At 70.6% G+C, this 24,485-nt stretch carries 23 protein-coding genes and 1 pseudogene; 14 read left to right on the plus strand and 10 right to left on the minus strand.

Going from position 1 to position 24,485, the window contains the following annotated elements:
- Positions 1–334 precede the first annotated feature (334 nt).
- The 5 genes and pseudogenes from StrepF001_RS02030 to StrepF001_RS47200 all read left to right on the plus strand — a co-directional run.
- Positions 335–805: pseudogene (locus StrepF001_RS02030) on the plus strand (helix-turn-helix domain-containing protein); the annotation flags it as partial.
- A 200-nt stretch (positions 806–1,005) separates the two neighbouring features.
- Complete coding sequence (locus StrepF001_RS02035) at positions 1,006–3,360, plus strand: molybdopterin cofactor-binding domain-containing protein (protein WP_129796546.1); 2,355 nt, start codon at positions 1,006–1,008, stop codon at positions 3,358–3,360.
- 12 nt (positions 3,361–3,372) lie between these two features.
- The gene (locus StrepF001_RS02040) at positions 3,373–3,852 is read left to right on the plus strand and encodes a (2Fe-2S)-binding protein (RefSeq protein WP_129796547.1); all 480 of its coding nucleotides are present in this window, start codon (positions 3,373–3,375) and stop codon (positions 3,850–3,852) included.
- Between the two features lie 126 nt (positions 3,853–3,978).
- Positions 3,979–5,199: an SMI1/KNR4 family protein gene (locus tag StrepF001_RS02045; RefSeq protein WP_240797261.1), complete on the plus strand. Its 1,221-nt coding sequence runs from the start codon at positions 3,979–3,981 to the stop codon at positions 5,197–5,199.
- A gap of 133 nt (positions 5,200–5,332) precedes the next feature.
- Positions 5,333–5,551 carry a hypothetical protein gene (locus StrepF001_RS47200; RefSeq protein ID WP_240797262.1) on the plus strand — a complete coding sequence of 73 codons (219 nt, stop codon included), beginning with the start codon at positions 5,333–5,335 and terminating at the stop codon, positions 5,549–5,551.
- Positions 5,552–5,587: 36 nt separating this feature from the next.
- Here the strand turns inward: StrepF001_RS47200 and StrepF001_RS02050 are convergent, their stop codons facing one another.
- Entirely contained in the window at positions 5,588–6,694 is a 1,107-nt protein-coding gene (locus StrepF001_RS02050; RefSeq protein WP_129796548.1) for an FAD-dependent oxidoreductase, read from the minus strand.
- 139 nt (positions 6,695–6,833) lie between these two features.
- Positions 6,834–7,262 carry a secondary thiamine-phosphate synthase enzyme YjbQ gene (locus tag StrepF001_RS02055; RefSeq protein ID WP_129796549.1) on the minus strand — a complete coding sequence of 143 codons (429 nt, stop codon included), beginning with the start codon at positions 7,260–7,262 and terminating at the stop codon, positions 6,834–6,836.
- An 84-nt stretch (positions 7,263–7,346) separates the two neighbouring features.
- Here StrepF001_RS02055 and StrepF001_RS02060 point away from each other — a divergent pair, with 84 nt between their 5' ends.
- The gene (locus StrepF001_RS02060; protein ID WP_129796550.1) at positions 7,347–8,426 is read left to right on the plus strand and encodes an NAD(P)-binding domain-containing protein; all 1,080 of its coding nucleotides are present in this window, start codon (positions 7,347–7,349) and stop codon (positions 8,424–8,426) included.
- 48 nt (positions 8,427–8,474) lie between these two features.
- On the opposite strand, the gene mltG is transcribed toward StrepF001_RS02060, so the two are convergent.
- Entirely contained in the window at positions 8,475–9,329 is an 855-nt protein-coding gene (mltG, locus tag StrepF001_RS02065; protein ID WP_129796551.1) for an endolytic transglycosylase MltG, read from the minus strand.
- Positions 9,330–9,372: 43 nt separating this feature from the next.
- Complete coding sequence (locus tag StrepF001_RS02070) at positions 9,373–11,175, minus strand: ABC transporter ATP-binding protein (protein WP_129796552.1); 1,803 nt, start codon at positions 11,173–11,175, stop codon at positions 9,373–9,375.
- Positions 11,176–11,268: 93 nt separating this feature from the next.
- Here StrepF001_RS02070 and StrepF001_RS02075 point away from each other — a divergent pair, with 93 nt between their 5' ends.
- Positions 11,269–11,736 carry a MarR family transcriptional regulator gene (locus StrepF001_RS02075; RefSeq protein ID WP_129796553.1) on the plus strand — a complete coding sequence of 156 codons (468 nt, stop codon included), beginning with the start codon at positions 11,269–11,271 and terminating at the stop codon, positions 11,734–11,736.
- Positions 11,737–11,810: 74 nt separating this feature from the next.
- On the opposite strand, the gene StrepF001_RS45415 is transcribed toward StrepF001_RS02075, so the two are convergent.
- Positions 11,811–11,969 (minus strand): hypothetical protein, encoded by a 159-nt coding sequence (locus StrepF001_RS45415; protein ID WP_165396142.1) that lies wholly within the window; start codon positions 11,967–11,969, stop codon positions 11,811–11,813.
- 216 nt (positions 11,970–12,185) lie between these two features.
- Here StrepF001_RS45415 and StrepF001_RS02080 point away from each other — a divergent pair, with 216 nt between their 5' ends.
- The 4 genes from StrepF001_RS02080 to StrepF001_RS02095 all read left to right on the plus strand — a co-directional run bounded on the left by StrepF001_RS02080 (position 12,186) and on the right by StrepF001_RS02095 (position 16,906).
- Entirely contained in the window at positions 12,186–13,982 is a 1,797-nt protein-coding gene (locus tag StrepF001_RS02080; protein WP_129796554.1) for an ABC transporter ATP-binding protein, read from the plus strand.
- A complete protein-coding gene (locus StrepF001_RS02085; RefSeq protein WP_129796555.1) occupies positions 13,979–15,796 on the plus strand; it encodes an ABC transporter ATP-binding protein in 1,818 nt (605 codons plus the stop codon). The genes StrepF001_RS02080 and StrepF001_RS02085 overlap by 4 nt, the downstream gene beginning before the upstream one ends.
- A gap of 327 nt (positions 15,797–16,123) precedes the next feature.
- Complete coding sequence (locus tag StrepF001_RS02090; RefSeq protein WP_129796556.1) at positions 16,124–16,591, plus strand: DUF5709 domain-containing protein; 468 nt, start codon at positions 16,124–16,126, stop codon at positions 16,589–16,591.
- Between the two features lie 51 nt (positions 16,592–16,642).
- Positions 16,643–16,906, plus strand: coding sequence for a type B 50S ribosomal protein L31 (locus StrepF001_RS02095; protein WP_129796557.1), 264 nt, complete (start codon positions 16,643–16,645; stop codon positions 16,904–16,906).
- A gap of 56 nt (positions 16,907–16,962) precedes the next feature.
- Here the strand turns inward: StrepF001_RS02095 and StrepF001_RS02100 are convergent, their stop codons facing one another.
- Entirely contained in the window at positions 16,963–17,757 is a 795-nt protein-coding gene (locus StrepF001_RS02100; protein ID WP_129796558.1) for a metal-dependent hydrolase, read from the minus strand.
- Positions 17,758–17,902: 145 nt separating this feature from the next.
- Between StrepF001_RS02100 and StrepF001_RS02105 the strand changes: the two genes are divergently transcribed.
- Both StrepF001_RS02105 and StrepF001_RS02110 read left to right on the plus strand, forming a co-directional pair.
- Complete coding sequence (locus StrepF001_RS02105; RefSeq protein WP_165396143.1) at positions 17,903–20,416, plus strand: DEAD/DEAH box helicase; 2,514 nt, start codon at positions 17,903–17,905, stop codon at positions 20,414–20,416.
- Between the two features lie 19 nt (positions 20,417–20,435).
- The gene (locus StrepF001_RS02110; RefSeq protein WP_129796560.1) at positions 20,436–21,302 is read left to right on the plus strand and encodes an acyl-CoA thioesterase II; all 867 of its coding nucleotides are present in this window, start codon (positions 20,436–20,438) and stop codon (positions 21,300–21,302) included.
- Between the two features lie 46 nt (positions 21,303–21,348).
- Here the strand turns inward: StrepF001_RS02110 and StrepF001_RS02115 are convergent, their stop codons facing one another.
- Both StrepF001_RS02115 and StrepF001_RS02120 read right to left on the minus strand, forming a co-directional pair.
- Positions 21,349–22,230, minus strand: coding sequence for a DUF6397 family protein (locus StrepF001_RS02115; RefSeq protein ID WP_129796561.1), 882 nt, complete (start codon positions 22,228–22,230; stop codon positions 21,349–21,351).
- Between the two features lie 127 nt (positions 22,231–22,357).
- Entirely contained in the window at positions 22,358–22,768 is a 411-nt protein-coding gene (locus StrepF001_RS02120) for a roadblock/LC7 domain-containing protein (protein WP_129796562.1), read from the minus strand.
- A gap of 94 nt (positions 22,769–22,862) precedes the next feature.
- Between StrepF001_RS02120 and StrepF001_RS02125 the strand changes: the two genes are divergently transcribed.
- Positions 22,863–23,291 carry a PPOX class F420-dependent oxidoreductase gene (locus tag StrepF001_RS02125; protein ID WP_129796563.1) on the plus strand — a complete coding sequence of 143 codons (429 nt, stop codon included), beginning with the start codon at positions 22,863–22,865 and terminating at the stop codon, positions 23,289–23,291.
- A 20-nt stretch (positions 23,292–23,311) separates the two neighbouring features.
- Here StrepF001_RS02125 and StrepF001_RS02130 read toward each other — a convergent pair whose 3' ends face one another.
- Positions 23,312–23,917 carry an ATP/GTP-binding protein gene (locus tag StrepF001_RS02130; RefSeq protein WP_129796564.1) on the minus strand — a complete coding sequence of 202 codons (606 nt, stop codon included), beginning with the start codon at positions 23,915–23,917 and terminating at the stop codon, positions 23,312–23,314.
- Positions 23,918–24,052: 135 nt separating this feature from the next.
- A complete protein-coding gene (locus StrepF001_RS02135) occupies positions 24,053–24,466 on the minus strand; it encodes a DUF742 domain-containing protein (protein WP_129796565.1) in 414 nt (137 codons plus the stop codon).
- Between the last annotated feature and the right edge of the window lie 19 nt (positions 24,467–24,485).

Consider the following 24,485-nt stretch of genomic DNA (forward strand, 5'->3'; position numbering starts at 1 on the left):
CGGTCCGCGTCCCCCAGGCTTCGAGCACCCTGGCGTGTTGAGCAACGGTGGGCCCGATACAGGGGGTTCCGAGGGACGGGAGCAGGTGGGGCCCGTGACGTATCAGGGCTCGTCCGGGACGACGTACGCCACCCTGGATGTGAAGGTGTGGCGCAACGCGGCCCAGGAGCACCGCGCGTTCCCTCACGTAGGCCGGGGGCGTGGCGGTCGGCCGCGAGCGGCCAGGCGCGGCCGGTGCGGCGGACCTGCGCCCGCCGCCACCCGCCAAGTGGCGTGCCGCGCGCTCGCCATCCCCGACGGTCGGCCCCGGATCCTCCCCGCACACCCGGACGCCGCACTGCCCGCCGGCCGGCTCGGCATCGGACCCGCCGTCCCCGTACTCGATCTGCCCCGCTCCTGGGCCGCCGCCCGCATCGCCCTGCGCCTCACCGCCGACGGCACCGCGCATGACCCCGGCCCACCCGTCGTGCACGCGCACGGCCCCGGTCCACCCGTCGTGCACGCGGACGGCCTCGGCTACATAGCGCTGCTCGCGGGCCTGGTCGCACCGGGCGCCGAGGTCCCGCCAGACGTACGCGTCCTCAAGTCCGCGGCGGCGCACGCCCCCTGGGTGCCGGCCACCCTGCACGCCGTCGCCTCGACGACGAGCCTGCGGGCGGCGGCCGCCGAGATCAACGTCCACCACTCCACGCTCCAGGACCGGTTGACCCACGCCGAGACCCTGCTCGGCCGGCCGGTACGCACCCCGCAGGGCCGGTTCCGGCTCCAACTGGCCCTGATGATGCACCTCTTGGCCCGGCTGTAGGGACCACGCGGGGTGAATCCCGTGATCCCGGCAGCAAACGCGAAGCCAGCGGCAGACCTGCCCCTCGGTGAGGGATTCGTGCCGCACGGGTGAAGCATGCGACAAACCAGCTTCCGCCACCGCACGAAGTGCGCCATGGTGCCTGCAAGTTACACAGATCCACCACCAGAGACCCACGGGACGCGGTGAAGGGGCAGCCGATGGGAGCGCGGGACGATGCGTGGCAGGGCGAGGAGGCGGCGGCCCGGCGCGGCACCGGGCGGCGCAGATTCCTCGGATACGTACTGGCGGCACCGACCCTGACCGTCGCCGCCCAGCTCGGCGAGGCGGCACTCGCTCCCCGGCAGGCCGCGGCGCAGGCCGCGTCCGTGGTCCCCTCCCTGCCCGGCCCGTCCGAGATCTACGACCTCAACGACATGCTCACGCATGCCACGCTGCCCACGGCGAACCTCATCACCATCCGCATCGACGCCGACGGCACGGCCGCCTTCGCTCTGCCCCGGGCCGAGGTGGGACAGGGCATCACCACCTCCAGTGCCATGCTGATCGCCGAGGAACTCGACCTGCCGCTCGACAAGGTACGGGTCACACTCGCCGACGCCCGGCCCGAGCTGCTCTTCAACCAGCTCACCGGCGGCTCCAACACCACCATCTCCACCTTCACCCCGATCCGCGTCGCCGCCGCCGTCGCCCGGGGCCGGCTGCTGCGCGCCGCCGCCCTCGAACTCGGCGAGGTGGTCGGCTCGCTCACCGCCCGCGCCGGAGCCGTCGTCTCCACGACCGGGCGCAGCCTCACCTACGGCGAGCTGGCCGAGAAGGCGGCCGCCCGCACCGACACCGCGGTCGAGGTGACCCTCAAGGACCGGTCCCGGTTCACCGTCATCGGAACCCCGCAGCGGCGGATCGACGCCCTGGAGGCGGTCACCGGCCGCAAGAAGTTCGCCATGGACGTGCAGGTGCCCGACGCGCTGCCCACCATGGTGTGCCGGCCTCCGACCATCAACGGCACCGTCCGTTCGGTCGCGAACCTCGACGCGGTGCGCACCATGCCCGGGATCACCGACGTCGTACGGATCTCCACCGGCGTCGCCGTCCGCGGCCGCACCTTCGGCCAGTGCATCGACGCCGTCCGCGCCCTGAAGGTCACCTGGGGACCCGGCACTGCCGACGGCGCATCCGACGAGACCGTCCTGCGCAAGCTGAAGGCCGCCGAACCGCCTCTCGTCGTATCACCGTTGCCGCTCCTCACCAAGGCCGTCGACGCCCGCTTCACCTTCCACTTCGCCAGCAACAGCGCCCTGGAGACCAACTGCGCCATCGCCGACGTACGCGCCGACTCGGCCGAGATCTGGGCCGGCCTCAAGTCGCCGATCGCCGCCCAGGAGCAGATCGCCCACCGGCTCGGTCTGCCGATCGGCGCCGTCAGGGTCCATGTCACCGAGGGCGGCGGCTCGTTCGGACGCAAGTTGTTCCACGACGCCGCCAGTGAGGCCGCCGAGATCTCGAAGGCCATGGGCAAGCCCGTGAAGCTGATGTGGCACCGCGCCGACGACTTCCGTCAGGGGCGCACGCACCCCATGTCGACCTCGCGGGTCCGGGCCACCTACACGCCCGGCGAGGTCCTCACCTACGCGCAGCGCCACACCTCGGTCGCCACCGACTACGGGCACGGATTCGGCGAGGTCATCACCTCTCAGGCCGCCCGACTGCCGGTCGCCGACCTCACCTTCTCCCAGACAGTCTTCCAGCTCACGCAGCAGAGCCCGTACCACTTCGGCGCCACCACCATGCTGCTCAACGAGACCGACAACGGCTACAACACCGGCGCGATGCGGAACATCTATTCGCCCAACGTGCGCTGCGCCCAGGAACTGGTCGTCGACGAGCTCGCGAAGCGAATGGGCGACCAGGACCCCTATGCCTTCCGCCGCCGGTTCCTCAAGGACGAGCGGGCCAGGGCCGTCCTCGACAAGGTTGCGGAGCTCGGCAGCTGGGGCCGGGCCATGCCCGCCGGCACCGCCCAGGGCATCGCGGTCCACCCCGAGTACCACTCCTTCGTCGCCGTGCTCGCCGAGATCGACTGCCGGCCCGAGACCACCGGGCGGAAGATTCCCGACGCGTACACCGGCCCCCGGGTCACTAAGGTCGTCTGCGCCGTCGACGTCGGACTGGCCGTCAACCCACTCGGCCTGGAAGCCCAGATGATGGGCGGGATCATCGACGGCATCGCCGTCACCCTCACCTCCGGACTCCACCTGCGCGACGGGCACTTCCTGGAGGGGAGCTGGGACAACTACTTCTACACCCGGCAGTGGAACACCCCGCCCGAGCTGGAGATCGTCGTCATGCCGCCGACCACCGGCCGACCGGGTGGTGCGGGGGAGCTGGCTGTCGCGGGCGCGATGGCCGCCGTCGCCTGCGCCTACGGACGCGCCACCGGCACCATGCCGACGACCTTCCCCGTCAACCACGCCGAACCGCTCGGCTTCGAGCCGCCGCCCACCACCCCGCCGATCCCCGCCTCGCCGACCGACGGTCTCGACCGCGCCTTCTAGACAGGAGTCCCTGTGCCGCAGCACACCTTCATCCTCAACGGCAGGGCCGTCACGGCGGAGGTCGAGGACGACGCCCGGCTGCTGTGGGTGCTCCGGGACGTCCTCGATGTCACCGGACCGAAGTACGGCTGCGGGGTCGGCGTCTGCCGAGCCTGCACCAGCCACATCAACGGCAGGGCGTTCACCCCCTGCACCGTCCCGGTCAAGGACATCGCGCCCACCGACGAGATCACCACCATCGAAGGCCTCCCCGCCACCGTCGGCAGGGACCTGCACCCCCTGCAGGAGGCCTGGCTCGACCTCGACGTCGCCCAGTGCGGCTACTGCCAGCCCGGTCAGATCATGACGGCGGTCGCGCAGGTGCGCCGGGCGCGGGTGGAGGGACGGGAGATCGACGACGCCGACCTGGACGAGATCCGCAACATCTGCCGCTGCGGTACTTACAACCGCATCCGCGAGGCGATCGTCGCGGGGGCCCGGCGCATGCCGTGACACAGTCCCGAAGGTCGTTCTCCCGCCTTGTTGTTGTCGATGTCCGGCGCGTTCGGGTGCACCCGGTCTCGATGTCAGTGGTGGCTGCCATGATGCCCGGCGACATCGACAGCACAGGAGCACGACATGGTGGAGCAGGCGGTACGACCGATAGTCGAGGCGATCGTCGCGGGGGCCCCGAACGGCTGGACCCACGCGGTCCTGCACGGACGGGCAGGGCGAGGCGGTACCGGAGTGACCGGCGGCTACAGCCGGCACGAGGAGAACTGGAACACAGGCCTGCCCAACCCCTATGAGGAACTCATGGCACTGGCGGAGAGACTGCGCGAAGACCGCGGCTGGGAGCCTGCCAGCTTGGAAATTCAGTGCCGGCCGTCAGGCGAGTACCGGCTCGTCGCCTTCAACGACGCCATCAGCAGGGTGACCGGGATGAGCAGCGGCTTCCAGGTGGTCCTGGACCCCGACTACCGGTTGCCCCAGCCCGGCCGGCATCAGGAGCCCGGCACCGGCGCGCCGGCGGGTGACCCCGAACTGGCCGTGGCCCGCTTCCGCGCCTACCTCGAGCGGCGCGCCGCGATCCTGGGACACTCCGAGGAACTGCCCCCGCCCGCCACCGCCGCCGCGATCGAGGAGGCCGAACGCCGCCTGGGCCGCCGCCTGCCCCCCGACCTGCGCGCGCTCTACCTGATCGCCGACGGCGACGGCATCGGCTACGAGAACCGCTACCTGTTCCAGGGCAACGCCTGGCTGTCGTTGGAGAGCATGGTCGCCGAGTGCACCGAGTGGGGCTCGGGCGAACGGCCCTGGTACGGCTGGGACCTGGAATGGGAGGCCGTCGTCTTCGACGCCACCCCCGCCGACACCGTCCGCCGCTGTGGCGGCCACCCCGGCTGGTTGCGCTTCGGCAGCAGCGAGGACGGCAACTTCCTGGCCGTGGACACAGCTCCGGCCCGCGACGGCCGCCCCGGCCAGATCATCCGGACCGGCCGCGACTACGACGAGGGACCCACCTACGTCGCCGACTCGGTCACCTCACTTCTGGGCCACTACCTGGAACTCCTGGACCAGGGCGCCTACGAGAAGGACGGCGACCACCTCCACCTGCTCGAACCCGACCACGATCCCGCCCCGCAGCAGCTCATCGGCGGCGATGTCCCCGACGAGGTCCGCCCACCCTCCAGGCGATCCACATCAACAACGTCACCGGCCTCGTCGACCTCGCCCCGCTCACCGCCGCCCCTGGCCTCCGCCGCCTGCACCTCAACCGCTCCACCGCCGCCGATTTGTCACCCGTGCGCGAACTGCCCGTCGAGTCCCTGCGGATCACCCTCACCACAGGCGATCTGACTCCCCTCGAAGCCCACCCCCACCTCACCTCCCTCGACCTGACCACCACCGGGCCGGCCGACATCACCCCCTGCGCACCATCCCCCACCTGCGGGGCCTCGACCTCTCGGGAGCCGACGTCCCCCACCTGCCCGTGCTGGCCGACCTTCCGGGCCTCCGCTACCTCTCCCTCACCGCCCGCCAGTGGGCCACCCTCCTGAATGAGGCCAAGGTGCCACCCAACCTCACCGCCGCTCACCTGGCCGAGGCGAACGCCACCCTCGACGACGCCCTGGCCTGGGCAGCCCGTCTCGGCCTCGACACCGACAACGCCCTGCATCTCTCCGGCACTCTGAAGACCGTCGACGGGTGAAAGGCGCCGCCGGATCGAGCCGACGGCAGGCTGTCCTCAGGTCGCGGTGTAACCGAGCTGGCGTCTCATATAAGGGGTCATGAGCGTCTTCGCCTTGGCCAGGACGGTGGTACGGCTACCGAGGACCGCGGTCTCGCCGCCCGGTACGGGCAGCACGGTCAGTCCGTCGGCCGAGCCGAACGGCACGACCATCGGACTGCGCCGGACCGGCTGGTACATGCGGGGCTGCTTGCGGTGCCTGCCGGAACTGTTCAGGTAGGTGCGGATGTTGTGGGCGGCGAGGTCCGCCTGGGCGAGCGCGGTGGGGGTGATCTTGAACTCGCCGGCGTCGTTGACGTCGCCGACCGCGAACACGTCCGCCTTTCCCTCGACCCGGAGCATCCGGTCGACCTTCACCTGTCCGGCCGCGTTGAGCCAGTCGCCGTGCCCGGCCAGGCGCAGCCAGAGCGTGTTGGGGGTGGTGCCCGTCGTCCAGAAGGAGAGGTCGGCCTCGACGATGTTGCCGTCGGCGTCGCGGTAGGTGCCGAAGTCATTGCCGGGCGACATGAAGGAGTCGAGCCGTACCTGAACGTCGTGGGACTCCAGCCAGTCGCGGGCCTTGCGCCCGGCCCGTGCACTGCCCGTGGCATCGAGCAGCGCCGGCCCGGCATGGGCGAGCGTGACCCGGGCGTCCGGCCGGGCCAGCCGGATCTCGGCGCTGAGCTCGACGCCGGACGGCCCGCCGCCGACGACGAGGACGTGATCGGCGGCGGCGATGTTCCGCTGGTGCACCGCGAACGACGTGGCCGCCTCCTCGGCAGTGGTGCCGGTGAAGCGGGCCGGTTCCGGGTAGTCGGCGCCGGTGGCGATCACCAGCACGTCGTACGGCAGCCGCTCGCCCGTGGCCAGCACCACCTGCCGCTCGCCGGTCTCGACGCGGATTGCCTTGCCCACGACCACACGGCCGTGGCTCAGCAGTCGGTCGTACGGAACGAAGGGCGTCACCGACCACTCCGGGCGCACACCGGCGCGCAGGGAGGCGATGCGGTGGAAGAAGATCTCCTTGCGGTCCACCAGCGTGACCCGTGCCGTCCCGTCCAGCCGTTTCGCCAGCCGGACGCCCGCATAGCCGCCGCCGATCACCACTACGTCGCCGTCATGCACACCGAGTCTCCTGTGCCTGGTGGGGGGAGCGAGTGCCGTGGTGCGGGTGCTCCGTCGGCCACTCGCCTGTCGGCGAGCGTAACGCTTGAAAGATAAAGTTTCGGCGAGGCTCTGTGGGCGTTCTGTGAAGCGACGAGGATCACGAACCCGCAAAGAAGCTCAAGCGCACCTTGCGTTCACGATTGTCCCGATTCGTATCCACCAGGCACACCGACTGCCACGTCCCCAGCTCGAGCCGTCCGTCCAGTACGGGCAGGGTCGCATGCGGGGGGACGAGTGCCGGGAGGACATGGTCGCGGCCGTGGCCGGGGCTGCCGTGGCGGTGCTGCCAGCGATCGTCGGCGGGGAGCAGGGTGTGCAGCGCGGCGAGGAGGTCGTCGTCGCTGCCCGCGCCCGTTTCGATGATCGCGATGCCGGCCGTGGCGTGCGGGACGAAGACGTTGAGCAGGCCGTCGCGGCCGGCGGCCACCTCGCTCAGGAAGGCCTCGCAGTCACGGGTGAGATCGACGACGTTCTCCGCGGAACCGGTGGCGACGTGCAGAACTCGGGTGCTGAACACATCTGACATGCCTCCATCCTGACCCACGGGCCGCCGCCCACGCCCGACCGACCGCGCGGGAAGATCCACGGACTCGACGCTGTTGGTGGAATCGTGAACAACACGCGCGAGGTCGAGGTTGTCGTCATAGGCGCCGGCCAGGCCGGACTGGCCGGCGCCTATCACCTGCGGCGGGCCGGTTTTGAGCCGGACCGCGACTTTGTGGTGCTGGACCACTCCCCCGGTCCGGGCGGCGCGTGGCAGTTCCGGTGGCCTTCACTGACGTACGGCAAGGTGCACGGGATGCACGCGCTGCCGGGGATGGAGCTGACGGGCGCCGATCCGGCGCGGCCGTCGTCGGAGGTGATCCGCGAGTACTTCGCCGCGTACGAGGAGACGTTCGACCTGCGCGTACGGCGGCCCGTCGATGTGCACTCCGTGCGGGAAGGCCCGGGCGGGCGGCTGCTCGTCGAGACCTCGGCCGGAGACTGGGCCACGCGGGCGCTGATCAACGCGACCGGTACCTGGGACCGGCCCTTCTGGCCGCGTTATCCGGGCCAGGAGACCTTCCGCGGGCGGCAGTTGCACACCGCTCAGTACCCCGGGCCCGAGGAGTTCGCCGGACAGCGGGTCGTCGTGGTGGGCGGCGGCGCCTCCGGTACACAGCATCTGCTGGAGATCGCCCCGTACGCGGCCGCCACCACCTGGGTGACACGGCGGCCACCCGTCTTCCGTGAGGGGCCCTTCGACGAAAATGCCGGCCGGGCGGCGGTCGCGCTCGTGGAGGAACGGGTACGGCAGGGACTGCCGCCCAAGAGTGTGGTTTCCGTCACAGGCCTGCCGCTGAACGACGCCATTCGGCAGGGACTGACGGACGGAGTGCTGGACCGGCAGCCGATGTTCGACCGGATCACGCCGGACGGTGTCGAATGGCAGGACGGACGGCACGTGAGCGCGGACGTCATCCTCTGGGCGACCGGATTCCGGGCCGCCGTCGACCACCTGGCGCCGCTGCGGCTGCGTGAACCGGGCGGCGGCATCCGGGTGGACGGAACGCGCGCGGTCGCCGACCCGCGGATCCACCTCGTCGGCTACGGCCCCTCGGCCAGCACCATCGGCGCCAACCGGGCCGGGCGGGCGGCCGTACGGGACATCAGGCGACTGCTGGCCGAGGAGCGGCCCGTCGCCGCATGACGTCCAGCGGTGTCGTGCGGCCGCCTTGCCGCCCGATGTTCCCTCGGGTCACCGCGTCGGCTGCGGGCTCACGGTCGCCTGCTGTGTGTTGAACTCGGCGACATTGCGCTGGTGTTCCGCGTAGTCGGCTGTGAAGCGGGTGTCGCCCGGCTTGACCGTGACGAAGTACAGCCAGTTGCCCGGGGTCGGGTTGATCGCGGCGCGCATCGCCTCCTCACCCGGGTTGTCGATCGGCGTGGGCGGCAGGCCCATGCGCTGGTACGAGTTGTAGGGGCTGTCGATACGGGTGTCGTTCAGCGTCGTCCTCAGCTTGGTGCGGTTGAGGGCGTAGTTGATGGTGGAGTCCATCTGGAGCGGCATACCGCGCTCCAGGCGGTTGAAGATGACCCGGGCCACCTTCCCCATGTCGGCCTTGGTCGCGGCCTCGGCCTGGATGATGCTCGCGATGGTGACCGCCTGGTAGACGTTCATGGCGTTGCGCTGCGCCCCGGCGGCGATCGGGGCGCCGTTGAACTTCCTGTTGGCGGTGTCGACCATCGTCGACAGCAACTGCTCCGGCGTCGCCTTCTCGGGCAGCGGATATGTCGCCGGGAAGAGATAGCCCTCCGGGTTGCCGTCGGCGTCGTTCGGCAGTTTCAGCTTGGCCCTGGGGAGGGCCTTCTTGGTGGTGCCGGGGGGCAGTTCGAGGACCTTGTCGACGGCCTCGTAGACCTGGCCGGCGCGCCAGCCCTCCGGGATCACCAGCGATGTGGGTCTGGCCTCCTCGTCGTCCCCGTGGGTCAGCAGCGGCACCGCCACGGCGGTACCGGCCAGGACGGCTCCGATTGCGATGAGGGCGGCACGGCCCCGGCGCGTCAGTCGAGTCCTGCGAGTCGTGCTCCGTGGCGGAGTATTCATCTGCATGCGGGCACGGTAACCCGCACATCGCTACAAACCCGGCATATCGTCACCTTGTCGGCTCAAGTTGGGCGTCCCGGCGTACCAGCGCCGCATACCGCCCGTCAAGCTCCAACAGCTCCTCGTGCGTGCCCCGTTCGACCGCGCGCCCGGCGTCCAGGACCACGATCTGGTCGGCGCCCCGAACGGTGGACAGCCGGTGGGCGATGGTGAGCGTCGTCCGGTTGGCCGACAGTGCGTCGATCGCCTCCTGGACGGCGCGTTCGGTGCGGGTGTCCAGCGCGCTGGTCGCCTCGTCGAGGATCAGCACCGGCGGATCGCGCAGGATCGTACGGGCGATGGCCAGGCGCTGCTTCTCACCGCCGGAGAAGCGGTGGCCGCGCTCACCCACGACGGTGTCGTAGCCGTCGGGCAGGGCGGCGATGTGCTCGTGGATCTGGGCCGCCCGGGCCGCCGCGTGCAGCTCCTCGTCGGTGGCATCGGGTTTGGCGAAGCGGAGGTTGTCGGCGACCGAGGCGTGGAAGAGGTACGTCTCCTGGGAGACGACGCCGACCGCCCGGGCGAGGGTGTCGAAGTCCAGGTCGCGGACGTCGACGCCGTCGAGGGTGACCCGGCCGCCCGTCACGTCGTACAGCCGCGGCACCAGGTAGCCCAGCGTGGACTTGCCGGCGCCGGTCGGGCCGACGATCGCGAGGCTGCCGCCGGCCGGGACGGTGAGGTCGATGCCGTCGAGGACGGGGCTTCCCTTGCCGTCGTAGCGGAACTCGACGCCCTCGAAGCGGACTTCGCCCTTGACCGGGTCGAGACGGAGGGGGCGCTCGCGCTCGGTGATGTCGACGGGCAGGTCGAGGTACTCGAAGATGCGCTGGAAGAGGGCCAGCGAGGTCTGGATCTGGACGCCGGTGCCGAGCAGGCTGACCGCCGGGCGGAACAGGCCCTGCTGAAGGGAGACGAAGGCGACGATCGTGCCGATGGAGACCTCCGGACCGCCCAGATGGAGGGCCAGGCCGGCCGTCCAGTAGATGACGGCGGGCATGGCGGCCATGACGATCGTGATGACAGCCATCCGCCAGCGGCCGGCCATGTTCGACCGCACCTCGAGGTCGACCAACCGGTCGGACTCCTCGGCGAAGGACTTCGTCAGCGACTCGGCGCGGCCCATGGTGCGGCCCAGCAGGATGCCGCTGACCGACAGCGACTCGGTGACCGTCGCGGCCATCGCGGCCATCTGCTTCTGACGCTGCGTGGTGATCTTCCGGCGTTCGTCGCCGACCCGGCGGCTGATCCACACGAACGCCGGCAGCAGGAGCAGCGAGACGACGGTCAGCCGCCAGTCGAGGGCCAGCATCGCGATGATCGTGGCGACGACGCTGGTGAAGTTGGAGACCAGGGAGGTGGCCGTGGAGGTGACGGTGGCCTGCATGCCGCCGATGTCGTTGGCGATGCGGGACTGGACCTCGCCCGTGCGGGTGCGGGTGAAGAAGGCGAGCGACATGCGCTGCAACCGGCCGTAGACGGCGGTGCGCAGATCGTGCATGACGCGCTGGCCGACCGTCGTCGAGATCAGGGTCTGCAGGACGCCGAAGACGCTGGACAGTACGGCGCTGAGGATCATGCCGAGGGCCAGCAGGGTGAGCAGGCCGGTCCGTCCCTGGGGGATCGCGGTGTCGAGGATCGCCTTGAGCAGGAACGGCGTGGCGACCGATACCAGCGACGAGGCGCCGACGAGCAGGCCGACGACGAGCAGTCGGCCACGGTAGGGGCGGAAGAGTTTCAGGATGCGACGCACCTGCCGCGGCTGCTCCTCGGAGTCGTCGGGCGGCGTCCAGGCGGGTTCGTGGTCGGGTTTCATGAGCTCCTTCAGGAGGGGGTCGGCGACGACTGGCGGAGCGTAGCTCATTGTTACCTATACTCACAATGAACGTGGTCCTGATATTGTTCCCGCATGACCACCTCCGACCCCGACGGACTGCTCGCCGAGCAGCTGCTGCGGCTCACCCGCCGGGTGCACCGGATCCAGAAACGCCATCTCCAACAGCGTGCCCTGGGCATCACCCCGGCGCAGTCCCGGCTGCTGCGCACCCTCGTGCACTACGACTCGCCGCCCCGTATGGCCGACCTCGCCGAGCGGCTGGAAGTGGTGCCGCGTGCCGTGACGACACTGGTCGACGCCCTGGAGGCGAGCGGCAAGGTGCGCAGGGTTCCCGACCCGAGCAACCGCAGGGTGATCCGGATCGACCTCACGCCCGAGGGACGCGAGGCGCTGCGCGAGCTGCACGCAGCGCGCAGATCGGCCGCGGAGGAGATCCTCGCGCCTCTCACGGACGAGCAGCGGGAGGTGCTCGGGGGGCTGCTGGACACACTGGTCGACGGGGGGCTTGGCGGCGCCGACGCCGGCCAGATGCTCTCGTAGGCCCCCACACCAAGAGCCGCGTCCTGCCGCTCCTGGTTGCGGAGTGGCAACGCACGGCTCGTTGCGGCGAGTGATCAACGGGCCTCGGACGCAGGCTCCTTGGCCGACGCCGTGGGCAGAGCCGCTTCGTGGGCGTCCGGCACGAAGGCGATCTCCCCGTCCAGCACCTTCTTCGCCCGTACGGCATCCAGCGCGCGGTCCTCGCATCGCCGGTGCCACGGCGAGTCGGGCACCCGCAATGAGGCCTTGGTGACGGGAGGCGCGCGAGGTGAGTCCCGCGGTAGCCGGATCTGTGCGCTGCCACGGAAAACCGGTTGCCTTCGACCACGTGGTGACGCGAACCTTTCACGGCCTGTTCCCGCCGTGCACAGTCCTTTCCGTTTCGCATCCTCACCCCCTTCACCAACCGCCATCCCTTCCGCCCACCTGACACGAGCCACTGGGACGTCATGCAGATCCAAGACCTTCCGTATCCCGACCCAGGTGTGCCGGACGCGCGGTCGGGGCCGCGGTTCCTGTGGTGGCTCGGCCGGAATCAGCTGCGTGGACAGTTCAGATCGCTGGCCTGGGGACTGCTGCACTTCGTGTCGGTCTCCGCGTTGCCGTTCTGTGTGGGCTTCGCCGTCCAGGCCGTGATCGACCGATCCGGCTCCCGGCTCGCCCTCGCAGGCGGGCTGATGGCGCTGGCCTGCGCCGGCAACGCGATCGGCGACACCTTCCTGCATCGCGCGGCGGTCACCAACTGGATCACCGCGGCCGCTCGCGTCCAGCAACTCCTGGCTCGCAAGGCCGCGCTGCTGGGCTCCGCACTGACCCGGCGCGTCGCGGCGGGCGAGGTGGTGGCCGTCTCCACGGGTGATGTCGAGAAGATCGGCTGGTTCGTGGAGGCCGTGTCACGCTTCACCGCCGCGGCCGTCAGCATCGTGCTCGTCTGCGTCGGCCTGGTCGTCTACCAGCCGGCCCTCGGCGTGGTCGTCGCCGTGGGCCTGCCCGTCCTCGCGGTGGCGGTGCTGCCGCTGCTGCCCCGCGCGACCCGGCGCGCCGACTTCCAGCGCGAGAAAGCAGGACGGGCCACCGAGCTGGCCTCGGACACCGTCGCCGGGCTGCGCGTCCTGCGCGGCATCGGCGGTGAGGAACTGTTCCTCGACCGCTACCGCCGCGCATCCCAGGAGGTCCGCCACGCGGCCGTGCGCAGCGCCCGGATGTGGTCGCTGATCTCGGCCATCCAGGTACTGCTGCCGGGGCTGCTGCTGATCGCGGTCGTCTGGTACGGCGTGCACCTGGCCCGCCAGGGCCGGATCACCGTCGGTGAACTCGTCACCGTGTACAGCTCCGTCATGATCCTCACGTATCCGTTGCGGCACTTCGAGGAAATCGCGATGGCCTACTCCTTCTCGCGGCCTTCGGCCAGGCGGGCGGCGCGGGTTCTGTCCCTGGAGCGGGTCACGTCCGCCGAGGGGTCACGCGAGGCCGATCTGCCCTCGGGCGACCTGTACGACCCGGCCAGCGGTCTGCTCGCGCCGGCCGGCCGGCTCACCGCCGTGGTGTGCGGCGACCCGGACGCGGCGGGGCGACTGGCGGAACGCCTCGGCGGACACCCCACGGAGGCGGGCGCATCGGCGCTGCTCGACGGCGTCCCGCTGGACGAGCTGCCGCTCGACAGTGCTCGGACGGCCGTGCTGGTGCAGGACAAGGACCCGGTGCTTCTGTCGGGCTCGCTGCGCGAACTGCTCGACGTGCCCGCCTCGGGAGACGTCGGCGCCGAGGAGGCGCTGGCGGCCGCACAGTGCGGGGACGTGCTGACGGCACTCGTCCAGGGCTCGCTCGACACCGAGGACCCGATGGACGCCCGCATCACCGAACGCGGACGGTCCCTCTCCGGCGGCCAGCGCCAGCGGCTCGCACTGGCACGGTCGCTCATCACCGACCCGGAGGTGCTCGTCCTGGACGAACCGACCTCCGCCGTCGACTCCCACACCGAGGCCCGGATCGCGGAAGGCGTGCGCAGTCTGCGAACAGGCCGCACCACGGTCGTCTTCACCTCCTCGCCGCTGCTTCTGGACCGGGCCGACCGGGTGGTGCTCGTGCACGAGGGCGAGGTGGCGGCGGTGGGCGTGCACCGGGAACTGGTGCACAAGGAGCCCCGGTACCGGGCCGTGGTGACCCGCGAGACCGAGGACGAGGCCGCCCTGAGCGGCGCGCTGGACAAGCTGGATGAGCTGGACGAGATCGAGGAGACCGCATGATCGGCGTGGCGCCACCGGCCTACGACCCGGCGGCCCCGACGACGGCGAACACCCTGCCCGTCGGCGCCGCTGCGACCGTACGCGCCTATGTGGCCGAACTGTTCCGTCGGCACCGACGTGCCTTCCTGATCCTCATCACCGTCAACACCGTCGCCGTGGTCGCCTCGATGGCGGGTCCCTACCTGCTGGGCGGGCTCGTCGAGCGGGTGTCGGACGGGGCTCGTGAGCTGCACCTCGGCCTCACGGTGACGCTGTTCGTGCTGGCGCTGGTCGTGCAGGCCGTGTTCGTCCGCGAGGTGCGGCTGCGGGGCGCGATGCTCGGCGAGCGGATGCTGGCCGACCTGCGCGAGGACTTTCTCGTGCGGTCGGTCGGGCTGCCACCGGGTGTCCTGGAGCGGGCCGGCACGGGCGACCTGCTGTCCCGGATCACGACCGACATCGACCGGCTCGCCAACGCCATGCGCGAGGCCGTGCCCCAGCTGGCGATCGGCGTTGTGTGGGTGTGTCTGCTGCTGGGCGGGCTGGTCGTCACGGCACCTCCGCTGGCGGGCGCCGTGCTGCTGGCGCTGCCGCTGCTGGTGGTCGGCTGCCGCTGGTACTTCCGGCGGGCGCCGGCCGCCTACCGCTCGGAGGCCGCCGGGTACGCGGCCGTCGCCGCCGCCCTCGCCGAGACCGTGGACGCCGGGCGCACGGTCGAGGCGCACCGCCTCGGCGCCGACCGGGTTCAGCTGTCGGACCGGCGGATAAGGGAGTGGACGGCCTGGGAGCGCTACACGCTCTGGCTGCGGTCGGTGCTCTTCCCGGTCATCAGCATCACGCACGTGACGGTGCTCGCCTCGGTCCTCATGGTCGGCGGGGTCTTCGTGCTCCAGGGCTGGATCGGGGTCGGCCAGCTGACGACGGGTGCGTTGATCGCGCAGATGCTCGTCGACCCGGTGGGCCTGATCCTGCGCTGGTACGACGAGCTGCAGGTCGCCCAGGTGTCGCTGGCCCGGCTGGTCGGCGTCCGGGACGTCGAGCCGGACGCCGGTGACGACCGGCTCGCTCCCGACGGGCGCGACGTGCACGCCGACCGGGTGCACTTCGGCTACCTCGAGGGCGTGGACGTGCTGCGCAAGGTGTCCCTGGAGGTCGCCCCCGGCACCCGGCTGGCGCTGGTGGGCCCCTCTGGCGCCGGCAAGTCCACACTGGGACGGCTGCTCGCCGGGATCTACGCGCCCCGGAACGGCCGGATCACCCTCGGCGGTGCGGAACTGTCCCGCATGACCGCGGAACGCGTCCGCTCCCATGTGGCCCTCGTCAACCAGGAGCACCACGTCTTCGTGGGCTCCCTGCGCGACAACCTCCTGCTCGCCCTCCCCCACTCCCGGCTTCGTTCGAGCGAGGGGACCTCGGCCGACGCCGTCGACGCCGAGCTGTGGGCGGCGCTCGGGGCGGTCGACGCGGACGGGTGGGCACGTGCGCTGGACGACGGTCTGGACACCGAGGTCGGTTCGGGCGGACTGGCGCTCACGCCGGCCCAGGCCCAGCAGATCGCGCTGGCCCGGCTGGTACTGGCCGACCCGCACACACTGGTCCTGGACGAGGCGACCTCCCTGCTCGACCCGCGCGCGGCACGTCACCTGGAACGGTCCCTGGCCCGCGTCCTCGACGGGCGCACGGTCGTCGCCATCGCCCACCGGCTGCACACCGCCCACGACGCGGACGTGATCGCCGTCGTCGAGGACGGTCGGATCAGCGAGCTGGGCAGCCACAACGAGCTGGTCGCGGCCGACGGGGCGTACGCAGCGCTGTGGCGCTCGTGGCATGGGTGAGGGATCGTGCTGCCGCCAGGCCACGGCACTACAGGAGGCGGCCCCAGGCCGGGCCCTGTGACTGCGGTGGATCGCCCGAGGCCGGCCCCATGTGGCCACGGTGGTCCACCCCAGGTCATGGCCTGTGCCTGTGGCGGACCGCGCCGAGCCGGGGCCCGTGCCGTTGCGCTCGGGCGAAGAGGGGTGGAAGGCTGGATAGCGGCGCAGGCTCGGGGAGCGCCCGCGAACCCCGCGAGATCGCGTCGGGCGCAGTCTGTGTCCCCCGTACGGGCGGCCCGAGGCCGACCGTGGTGGGAACGGCCCCGTCTTCACCACCTGGAGGTACCTGTGAACAGCGCCGACGGATGGGGGGACGACGTCTACCAGCCCGACGGGTCCGAGCAAAGGGAGGACACGGGGCTGCTCGACGTGGAGGACACCCTGGAGAACGACGGTGTCAGCGATCCCCTCGACCGGGGCTGGTCCCCTCCGGAGAGGCCGTGGGCGGTGGAGCGCGCGGATGTGACGGCGGCCGAGCGCCAGCGAGGGGAGACGCTGGACCAGCGGCTCGACGAGGAACTGCCCGATCCAGCCGTACCCGACGGTGACGGCATCGGCGACCGCGACACCGACGGCGAACTCCTGGACAACGAGGTCGGCGCCGCCCGCTCCGGCCGCCTCGTGGCCCCCGACGAGGGAGCGCACGAGGACGAGGAGAGCGCGCTGATCGCCTCGGACGTCGGAATCGACGGCGCGGCCGCCTCCGCCGAGGAGGCCGCGATGCACATCGTCGACGAGGACACCCTCTCCGGCTGACCCGCGCCCCACCTGCCCGATGCCCTCAGCACCGCCGTACCAGGAGCAGCCATGCAGCAGGACAAGCACCCCGACTACCACCCCGTCGTCTTCCGCGACCGCGCTGCCGGCTACGCGTTCCTGACTCGCTCCACCGCGACCAGCGACCAGACGATCGAGTGGGACGACGGCGAGACCTACCCGGTGGTGGACGTGGAGATCTCCTCCGAGAGCCACCCGTTCTACACCGGCAAGGCCCGCACGGTGGACACCGAGGGCCGCATCGCCCGCTTCGAACGGCGGTACGGCGAGGGATCTCGGCAGACTTCCGACTGAGGCAGCGCCGGAGGCCGGCCGGCCGACACCCGACCCGGCCGGGACGGCGCCGTGCCTCAGATGAAGTTGAGCGCGGCCGCGCCGCCCACTCCCCCGAGCAGCATGAACGCCGGCATCAGCACCTTGAGCTCCACCCAGCTGCCCGCGCGGAACCGCATGCCCTTCGGCGGCCCGACCGGGTACCACCGCTTGCGGCCCACCGGAATCGGCCACAGTATCGGGCAGCCCGAGACGGTGAGCGCGTCCCCGATGTCGTGCACCAGTGCGCCGAGCACGATCGGCAGGCCCAGCCACAGGTACTCCTGGCCCGGCGCCGTGAACAGCCAGTCCGCGCCGTTGCCCGGCTTGTCCAGCACGCCGGCGAGGATCCACGCGCTCGTCGCGGCCAGCAGCCACACCAGGACGTCGCTGCTGGAACCCCGAGCCGCCCGCCACAGCAACCCCTCGATGGCCAGCACCATGTGCACGAAGAGGATCGCCAGCACCGCCCAGCGTCCGCCGGTGATCGCCAGGACCGAGGTACCCGCGCCGATCAGGACCGCCCACAGCCAGGTGTGGGTGAGCGTGCGGTGGCCGCCGGAGCGGCGTGGATCGCCCTGCTTCCTGGTGGCCTTGTAGACGGCGTAGGAGAGCTTGTCGACGATCTCGCACACCCAACGCGAGATCGGCCCGAAGGCGCGTGAGATGGTGGCGGCCTTGTGGTCGAGGTCGGGGGCGAGCGCGGCGCCTGCGCAGATCAGTGCGCCGCACAACAGAACCGGCCAGGGCATCGGGCGTCCGGCCGCGGCGGCGGCCGCACCGACACCGAGCCAGGCTGCGGCCCCCGAAAGAGAGTGTGCTGGTCCCATCATCGCCGTAGCCCGCCCCGTTCCTTGTGTGCCGCTGTCCGGTTGACCTGGTGCGCCGACGTCGTGTCGGCGACACAGCGTAGCGTTCGCGATCTTCGTGCGGGCATCCGATTCCCTGATCGGGCGAGAGGCCAGGCAAGATGGGGGCGTGACCCTCATCGATCAGCTGCCGCAGACCGCCGACCCCGACGCCCTCTACGAAGCCTTCGAGTCGTGGGCCCAGGAGCGCGGTCTCACGCTCTACCCCCACCAGGAGGAGGCGCTGATCGAGGTGGTCTCCGGCGCGAACGTGATCGTGTCGACCCCCACCGGCTCCGGTAAGAGCATGATCGCCGCGGGCGCTCACTTCGCCGCGCTGGCCCGGGACGAGGTCACCTTCTACACGGCTCCGATCAAAGCACTCGTCTCGGAGAAGTTCTTCGAACTGTGCAAGCTGTTCGGCACCGAGAACGTCGGCATGCTCACCGGTGACGCGTCGGTCAACGCCGACGCCCCGGTCATCTGCTGCACTGCCGAGGTACTCGCGTCGATAGCGCTGCGTGACGGCAAGGATGCGGACATCGGCCAGGTCGTCATGGACGAGTTCCACTTCTACGCGGAGCCGGACCGCGGCTGGGCGTGGCAGATCCCCCTGCTCGAGCTGCCGCAGGCGCAGTTCATCCTCATGTCGGCCACGCTCGGCGACGTCTCGATGTTCGAGAAGGACCTCACCCGGCGCACCGGCCGCCCGACCGCGGTGGTCCGCTCGGCGACCCGTCCTGTGCCGCTCTCCTACGCCTACCGGCGCACCCCGCTGACGGAGACGCTGACCGAACTGCTGGAGACCAAGCAGGCTCCCGTCTACATCGTGCACTTCACTCAGGCCCAGGCCGTGGAGCGTGCGCAGGCACTGATGAGCATCAACATGTGCTCGCGCGAGGAGAAGGAGCAGATCGCCGAGCTGATCGGCAACTTCCGCTTCACCACCAAGTTCGGGCGCAATCTCTCCCGATACGTCCGGCACGGCATCGGCGTGCATCACGCCGGCATGCTGCCCAAGTACCGCCGCCTGGTGGAGAAGCTGGCACAGGCCGGTCTGCTGAAGGTCATCTGCGGCACCGACACCCTTGGCGTCGGTGTCAACGTGCCCATTCGGACCGTGCTGTTCACGGCTCTGACGAAGTACGACGGCAGCCGCGTGCGCACGCTGCGCGCGCGTGAGTTCCACCAGATCGCGGGGCGTGCGGGGCGTGCCGGCTTCGACACGGCGGGCTTTGTCGTCGCCCAGGCTCCGGAGCACGTGATCGAGAACGAGAAGGCGCTGGCCAAGGCGGGCGACGATCCCAAGAAGCGCCGGAAGGTCGTCCGCAAGAAGGCGCCCGAGGGCTTCGTCGCCTGGAGCGAGGACACCTTCGACAAACTCATCGCCTCCGAGCCGGAGCCGCTGACGTCCCGCTTCCGGGTGACGCACACGATGCTGCTGTCGGTGATCGCCCGGCCGGGCAACGCGTTCAAGGCGATGCGGCACCTCCTGGAGGACAACCACGAGCCGCGCAAGCAGCAGGTGCGGCACATCCGGCGCGCGATCGCCATCTACCGCTCGCTGCTGGACGGCGGCATCGTCGAGAAACTGGACGAGCCGGACGCCGAGGGGCGCATCGTCCGGCTCACCGTGGATCTGCAGCAGGACTTCGCGCTGAACCAGCCGCTGTCCACCTTCGCCCTGGCCGCCTTCGAGCTGCTGGACCCCGAATCGCCCTCGTACGCCCTGGACATGGTGTCCGTCGTCGAGTCGACGCTCGACGACCCGCGGCAGATCCTCGTCGCCCAGCAGAACAAGGCGCGGGGCGAGGCCGTCGCCGCCATGAAGGCGGACGGCGTCGAGTACGAGGAGCGCATGGAGCGCCTCCAGGACATCACCTACCCCAAGCCCCTGGAGGAGCTGCTCTTCCACGCGTACAACACGTACCGCAAGAGCCACCCGTGGGTCGGCGACCATCCGCTGTCGCCGAAGTCCGTCATCCGGGACATGTACGAACGGGCGCTGTCCTTCACGGAATTGGTCTCCCACTACGAGCTGGCCCGTACCGAGGGCATCGTGCTGCGCTACCTGGCCAGCGCCTACAAGACCCTCGAGCACACCATCCCGGACGATCTCAAGTCCGAGGACCTGCAGGATCTGATCGAGTGGCTCGGCGAGATGGTGCGTCAGGTCGACTCCAGCCTGCTGGACGAGTGGGAACAGCTCGCCAACCCCGAGGAGATGACCGCCGAGGAGGCGCAGGAGAAGGCCGACCAGGTCAAGCCGGTCACCTCGAACGCGCGCGCCTTCCGCGTCCTCGTCCGCAACGCCATGTTCCGCCGTGTCGAGCTCGCCGCCCTCGACCAGGTCGAGGAGCTGGGCGAGATGGACGCCGAGTCCGGATGGGACGCCGATGCCTGGGGCGAGGCGATGGACAAGTACTGGGACGAGTACGACAGCCTGGGCACCGGCCCGGACGCCCGGGGTCCCAAGCTGCTGCTGATCGAGGAGGAGCCGGAGAACGGGCTGTGGCGCGTCCGGCAGATCTTCGACGACCCGAACAGCGATCACGACTGGGGCATCAGCGCCGAGATCGACCTCACGGCCTCCGACGCCGAGGGCCGTGCCGTGGTCCGCATCACCGACGTCGGACAGCTGTGAGTACAGGAGAAGGACATCCATGACAAACCCGGCCGAGAGGCTCGTCGATCTGCTCGACCTGGAGCAGATCGAGGTCAACATCTTCCGTGGTCGCAGCCCCCACGAGTCCCTGCAGCGTGTCTTCGGCGGGCAGGTGGCCGGCCAGGCGCTGGTCGCCGCAGGGCGCACCACGGAGGGCGACCGCCCGGTGCACTCGCTGCACGCGTACTTCCTGCGCCCGGGTCGGCCGGGCGTGCCGATCGTGTACCAGGTCGAACGGGTCAGGGACGGGCGGTCGTTCACGACTCGCCGGGTCACCGCCGTACAGCAGGGCCGCACGATCTTCAATCTCACCGCCTCCTTTCACAAGCCTGAGGTTGGGAGCTTCGAGCACCAGCTGCCGCCGGCGCGTGAGGTGCCGGCCCCGGATTCCCTGCCGTCGGTCGTGGACGAGGTCCGGGAGCATCTGGGCGCGCTGCCCGAGCAGTTGGAGCGGATGGCGCGCCGTCAGCCCTTCGACATCCGGTATGTGGACCGGCTGCGCTGGACGCCCGAGGACGTCAAGGGTGCCGAGCCGCGCAGTGCGGTGTGGATGCGCGCGGTCGGACCGCTCGGCGACGACCCGCTGGTGCACACCTGCGCGTTGACGTATGCCAGCGACATGACCCTGTTGGACGCGGTCCGCATCCCGGTCGAGCCGCTGTGGGGGCCGCGGGGGTTCGACATGGCGTCGCTGGACCACGCGATGTGGTTCCACCGGCCGTTCCGCGCGGACGAGTGGTTCCTGTACGACCAGGAGTCCCCGATCGCCACGGGCGGGCGAGGGCTTGCGCGCGGGCGGATCTACGACCTTCAGGGGCGGCTGCTGGTGTCCGTCGTCCAAGAGGGGCTTTTCAGGGCGCTGTAGGGAAGGTCAGGCCGTCCCGGGCATGGGCCGTTCAGGGCGCTGTGAGTCAGGTGCTTCTGCGGCGCAGCCAGCCCAGCAGGCGGTGGGTTCGCTCCGGCTCGGACGGGTGTGCAGCGTGCTGTGGTGCCGGCGGCGCCTGCCGGGGTGCGGGGCGGGGCGCGGGCCGGTGCTCGCGCGCCTCGTCCAGGGCTTGTGCCAGGTCCGCCCGCAGCCAGCCGATCTCGTCCGGGTCACCCGCCGTCATGATCCTCTCGGCGAGCTGCGCGGTCGGTGAACCGGGGGCACCATGGTTCGGTGGCCCCGGTCGGAACCGGTTGAGGTGGGCGCGCTCGTAGGGGTCCTTGGCGATGTCCGCGATCTGGACGGGATCGAGCAGGGCGGCCAGGGCCCCGGCGCGCTGCCACGGGTCCTCGGCCTGGCGCAGCAGGAATCCCAGATGCCGCCCCCGCCAGTTGCGGGGGCGGAGGTCCAGTCCGGTGTCCAACTGCTCCCGCAGTCCTTCGGGCATACGCCCCTTCACCAGGCGGGCGTTCTTCTCGTCGGCCGCGAACTGCCGGATTTCGTCGGCCAGATACAGCCATACGAGTGCCCGATAGCGGTTCAGGTAGAAGTAGACGGGCACCACCAGGCCCAGACGGGCGAGGCGGGTGAACCTCTCCTTCGTCACCTCCATGATGGCCGCGGCTTCGCCGGTACCCACGGCCCGCACGCTCTCGTGGAGCGACTGGGGAAACCCGTCCTCCGCGCGCAGCCGGTCAATTTCGGCGGGCGTCACGCGACGCCCTCCCCCGCCTTCGTCGGGCACGGTGCGGATGCGGCCCAGGTGCACGGCCAGATCGAACTCGCGCCGCTTGAGGCCCAGTTCGCGAGCCGCACGGCTCGGCGTGTACGTCACACGGTCCGGTGTCGTGATGGTGTTGCCTGACATGGTCCGTCTCCCCCGTGGAGTCATCTGCTCACGCTGTGTGCGCTCGCCGTGACACAAACCGTAGCCGGTCGCACAGATCTCGTGGCCGGCCTGTGGATAACTCCACGAGGGTCGAAGAACCTGCAGGTCAGGGGTCTAGCCGGGTGCGCTCGGGCTGTCGGGCGTCCACGCCGAGGTGCTCGCCGACCCGGTTGACGAGCAGCGTCATCTCGTAGGCGATCTGACCGATGTCGGCCTCCGCGGCGCTGAGCACGCACAGGCAGCTGCCGCTGCCCGCCGCCGTGACGAAGAGCACCGCATCATCGAACTCCACCATCGTCTGGCGCACCTGTCCGGCGCCGAAGTGACGCCCCGATCCCTTGGCCAGGCTGTGCAGTCCGGACGCGACGGCGGCGAGATGCTCGGCGTCCTCGCGTCGTAGGCCGGTACTCGCTCCCGTCACCAGCCCGTCGTTGGACAGGACCAGGGCGTGCCGCACATGTTCGACACGCTCGGTCAGATCGTCCAGTAGCCAGCCGAGTCCCTGGTTGTGCGCCATGATTCGGTCTCCCCGTGTGATGACTCCCCCTGGCCGGAGGATCTCTCCGCCAGCCTTCCCCACGACCGGCGCGCGGGGCAAGGAACATGGGGGCATGGCAGAGAAGATGACCGACAAGGAATGGCGGGAGTTCGTCTCGCACGGTACCCGCACCGGCAAGCTGTCGACGGTCCGGACCGACGGGAGCCCGCATGTGACGCCGATCTGGTTCCTGCTCGACGGAGACGAGGTGGTGTTCAACACGGGCAAGGGGAGTGTGAAGGGGCGCAATCTGGCGCGGGACGGCCGGGTCGCCCTCTGCGTGGACGACGACCGGCCGCCGTTCGACTACGTGGTGCTGCAGGGCCGCGCCCGTCTTTCCGAGGACCTCGACGAGCTCCGGCTCTGGGCCACGCGCATCGGTGCGCGGTACATGGGTGAGGAGCGTGCCGAGGAGTTCGGTGCCCGCAACGGTGTGCCGGGCGAACTCCTCGTCCGCGTCACGATCGACAAGGTCGTGGCGCAGAAGTCCGTGGCCGGCTGAAGCCCCCTCAGGCAAGGCGGTCATCCCACGGAGTCGAGCAGCCGGGCGGTGTGCATCCGTCCGGCGTACTCGACGAGTCGGATCAGGACCTCCTTTCCCGAGTCGCGATCGCGGGCGTCGCAGAGCACGACGGGCGTGCCCTGGTCGAGGTCGAGGGCGCGGGAGACATCCTGGGCGCCGTAGGTCCGGGCCCCCGGGAAGCAGTTGACGGCCACCACGAACGGGATGTGCCGGTGCTCGAAGTAGTCCACCGCCGGGAAGCAGTCCTCGAGGCGACGGGTGTCGGCCAGCACCACAGCTCCGAGGGCCCCCTGCGACAACTCGTCCCACAGGAACCAGAAGCGGTCCTGGCCGGGCGTGCCGAACAGGTAGAGGGAGAGACCGGACCGGATCGTGATGCGGCCGAAGTCCATGGCGACGGTCGTCGTGACCTTCTGGTCCACGCCGTCGGTGTCGTCCACCAACTGGCCCGCCTCGCTGAGCAGTTCCTCGGTGCGCAGCGGCCTGATCTCGCTGACCGCACCCACCAGGGTGGTCTTGCCCACGCCGAATCCGCCGGCGACCAGTATCTTCAGCGCCAGGGCGGCCGTCTCGCCACCTGTGGCGTCCAAGGCCTCGGAGACCATCGATCACTTCTCTCGGGAGTGCCGGCAGGGATGGACGTCGGTACGTGCGTGCCGTGACCCGGCACGTCGTCCGCGCACGGCTTCGGTGCATGGGCGCGAAGTCAGCATGAGGTGGTCCGGGTCCGGTGCGTTCATCTACAGCGCCCGCAGTCCTTCGATGACCTCGCGCAGAATCCGTTCGTCGGGCAGCTGCGCGGGCGGCACCGGACGGCTGACCGTGACGCAGCCGAGCTCCAGGAGGTCGCCGAGGAGGACCCGGACGACGCCGACGGGGAGGTCGGCGTCCGCGGCCAGCTCGGCGACCGACTGGGTTTCCGTGCGGCACAGCTCGATCAGGGTGCGGTGCTCCGGCCCGAGCGCGATGTCGTCGTCGACGTCCGGAGCGCCCGGGTCGAGTGTGACCAGGGCAATCAGGTCGAACCGCACCCCGGTGGGGCCGGGCTTGGTGCGGCCTCCCGTCATGGCGTACGGGCGGACCAGCGGGCCGGCCTCGCTGTCGTACCACTGGCTGCCCTGCTGGTGCGGGGTGCCCTGGATGTCCTCGGTCATGGCTGTGGACCGCCTTCTC

This window comes from Streptomyces sp. F001 (genome assembly GCF_004187715.1).
Classification (GTDB): Bacteria; Actinomycetota; Actinomycetes; order Streptomycetales; family Streptomycetaceae; genus Streptomyces; species Streptomyces flavusporus.